Below are 3,493 nucleotides of genomic sequence, written 5' to 3'. Positions count from 1 at the left end.
CCCATAAGGTCAATAAAAAGAAAAGTGCGGTAATTTTTTTCATTATTTTTATTAAATCTTTTCATCATTAATTAATGCCATTTAACCTTTTTATCATTGACAGCCCTAGCCTGCCCTTTCTATACTAAACGAGAATTAGTCGGGGTGCTTGATGGAATATCCAAACAAGCTGAGATAATACCCGTGAACCTGATTCAGTTAATGCTGACGTAGGAAACTAATTAGATCATATTCTTGCAAACGCCTTTATTTTGCGGAATTTTCTGCTTTACCTTTCTAATTTCTTTCTTGCTCGTCAATATCACTTTTTAATCATTTGTTAATAAGGAAATGACAATGCAATTTAAGACCTTTCTCTCATCATTTTTAGCCAAATCGCTTCTTCCTATTTGCGCTGCAGGCAGCCTATTTTTATTCAGCCACAATGCGCAAGCTGAAGGGCGATTAACGGTTTATTGCAGCGTGCAACATTCTGTCTGCGAAAAAATGGCGCAAGTTTTTGCCAAGAAATATAACGTGGACACCAAATTTGTGCGTAACAGCACGGGCGCAACCCTTGCCAAAATCAAAGCGGAGCAAGCTTTGCCTCAAGCGGATATTTGGTACGGCGGCACAATTGAGCCGCACTTTCAAGCCGCACAATTAGGCTTACTCGAGCCTTATCGTTCACCATTGCAAGCGGAAACTATGCCACAATTTAAAGCCTTGCTCGACAAACACGGCGATGTTACCTCCATTGGCTACATTATTGTGTTAGGCATTGGCGTAAACACCGAAAAATTCAAACAATTAGGCATTAAAGACTATCCAAAATGCTGGAAAGATTTAACCGATCCAAAATTTAAAGATCAAATTCAAATGCCTGATCCGCGCAATACTGGCACGGGCTATACCTTTATCGCAACGCTAGTACAGTTATTCGGTGAAGAAGAAGCCTTTCGTTATTTGAAAGCCTTAGATAAAAATATTTCTCAATATGCTAAAAGTGGTACAGAGAAATCCAATCTTTCCCGTGGTGATGCGGCGGTAACCATTGGTTTTATTAATGGTTATCACACCGAGAAAGAAAACGGTGCGCCTGTGGAAGCCATTTTACCTTGCGAAGGCGACAGCTATTCCCTTGGCGGCATCAGCATTTTGAAAGGGGCAAGAAATTTACAAAATGCAAAATTATTTATGGATTGGGCATTAACGCCTGAAGCGCAAGAAATTGCGTGGCGCGAAGAAAAAATGTATCAAATTCCAACCAATATTCACGCCAAAGCCTCACCAAATTCCACTGATCCAAAAACCTTAAAACTCATTGACTTTGATTTTGAACGCTTTGGTTCAGATGAAGAAGGTAAGCGCTTGATTAAGCGTTGGATTGAAGAAATTAAGCTTGACTAAGCTTTTCCATTGACAAAATATAAAGTGCGGTTAAAAACCGCTCTTTATGATTTTTTATTTTAGGAAAGCTGTTCGTAATGCGATACCAAATTATTTTCGCAATTTGTATTATTTTTTTACAATTCTTCATTTATATTTTTAACCGCACGCTATCTTGGCTTTATTTGCAAAATACCAGTCCTGTTTGTCGTAAAATTTTAACCCTTATTACTTATCTCGGCGCAAATAGTATTATTTTGCTCACTGTGTCGCGCATTTACCCAATGTTCCGCACCAGCGCGTTTATTTTGGCGTTTTTGCTCTTTGCCAGTTTTGTCAGTTTGGTGTGCGTAGCGATTTACTTATTTTAGAAAACAAAATTTAAGCAAAAATTGCACCGCACTTTAGCTTGGCTTTATCCCCTTGGTTTAGCCAGTTTGATTGGCTTGAGTGTGTATAATGCTTACACGCCACAGGTAATTCATTATGAAATCACGCTAGATAAGCCTTTCAAGCCACTGCGCATTGGAATGGCGAGTGATTTTCACCTTGGGCGTTTATTTGGTGGGAAACAGTTAGATCAACTGGCTGAAATAATGAATGAACAAAAGGTGGATATTATTTTGCTGCCAGGCGATATTATGGATGATAATATTCGCGCTTATGTAGCAGAAAAAATGCAGCCACATCTTGCGAAACTGCGTGCGCCCCTTGGGGTTTATGCCACCTTAGGCAACCACGATTTCTTTGGTCAGCAACAAGCCATTGCGAAAGAAATTCGCAAGGCGGGCATTACGGTTCTGATGGATCAAGCGCTAGAAGTGGATAACCGTTTTGTGCTGATTGGACGCAATGATGATTTATTCAAAGCACGTCCAAAAACTAAACAAATTTTAGCCGCACTTGATAAAACCCGTGATAAAACAAAAAGGGATTTACCGATTTTTCTGTTAGATCATCGTCCAACAGAAATTATGGAACATTCCACCTTGCCGATTGATATTCAAGTTTCAGGCCACGCCCATAAAGGGCAAGTGTTTCCCGCAAATTTAATCACAAAAGTGTTATATCGTTTAGATTACGGTTATGAGAAAATTGGCAACGGGCATTTTTTCGTAACCTCAGGCTATGGATTTTGGGGGATTCCAATGCGATTAGGATCGCAATCGGAAGTGTTTATTATTGATGTGAAAGGGAACGAAAAGGAGTGATGATGAACTTTCTAAATAAAAATTTAAGCAAAATTTACACCGCACTTTGTTTAGGCTCGGCTACTCTACTTTCTAATGCCGTTCACGCAGAAGGCAAGCTAACAATATATTGCAGTGTGCAAAGCACAACTTGCGAGAAAATCACTCAAACTTTTAGTAAAAAATACAATGTGCAAACTCAATTTGTGCGTAACAGCACAGGGGCGACCTTATCCAAGTTAAAAGCGGAACAAAATAATCCGCAAGCAGACGCGTGGTATGGCGGCACAATTGAATTGCATTATCAGGCGGCAGATCTCGGCTTGCTTAGCCCTTATCGCTCACCAAAACAAGCGGAAACAATGCCACAATTTAAAGCCTTGTTGGATAAAAAAGGTGATCTCACCTCTATTTTGTATATGCTTGTGCTCGGCTTTGGCGTGAATACGGAAAAATTTGCTGAACTCGGTATTAAAGACTATCCAAAATGCTGGAAAGATTTGCTCGATCCACGCTTAAAAGGACAAATTCAAGTGCCAGATCCTCAGCTTTCAGGCACAACTTACACGGCCATTGTTACGCTCATTGAGCTTTTAGGGGAAGAAAAAGCCTTTGAATATTTAAAACAGCTTGATGCAAACGTGTCGCAATATATGAAAAGCAACCAAGTTACCAGCAACCTAGCGCGTGGCGAAAGCGCCGTGAGCGTAGGATTTGTGCATAGTTATGCAACGGAGAAAGAAAATGGTGCGCCCGTGGAAGCCATTTTGCCTTGTGAGGGCGATAGTTATTCTCTTGGCGGATTAAGCATTATTAAAGGCGCAAGAAATTTAGATAACGCGAAATTATTTGTGGATTGGGCACTTTCCAAAGAAGCACAAGAAATTCCGTGGCGTGAAGCGGGCGTGTATCAAATTCCAACGAATGTGAATGCG

2 protein-coding genes, 1 pseudogene and 1 riboswitch are annotated in these 3,493 nt (G+C 40.3%); all 3 genes and pseudogenes read left to right on the top strand.

Annotation, left to right across the window (positions count from 1 at the left end; all coding sequences use genetic code 11):
* The first annotated feature begins 130 nt into the window (after positions 1–130).
* A riboswitch (TPP riboswitch) is annotated at positions 131–233 on the top strand.
* A gap of 103 nt (positions 234–336) precedes the next feature.
* Positions 337–1,389 (top strand): ABC transporter substrate-binding protein, encoded by a 1,053-nt coding sequence (locus tag C3Z13_RS02665; protein WP_103854924.1) that lies wholly within the window; start codon positions 337–339, stop codon positions 1,387–1,389.
* A gap of 77 nt (positions 1,390–1,466) precedes the next feature.
* A pseudogene (locus C3Z13_RS02660) lies at positions 1,467–2,579 on the top strand (metallophosphoesterase).
* Positions 2,580–2,581: 2 nt separating this feature from the next.
* On the top strand, positions 2,582–3,493 hold a 912-nt coding region (locus C3Z13_RS02655), incomplete at its 3' end, for an ABC transporter substrate-binding protein (protein WP_103854923.1).

Source organism: Avibacterium endocarditidis (genome assembly GCF_002921145.1).
Classification (GTDB): Bacteria; Pseudomonadota; Gammaproteobacteria; order Enterobacterales; family Pasteurellaceae; genus Avibacterium; species Avibacterium endocarditidis.
The sequence above is the reverse complement of the archived record's forward strand: the minus strand, read 5'-3'. Positions and strand labels throughout refer to the sequence as shown.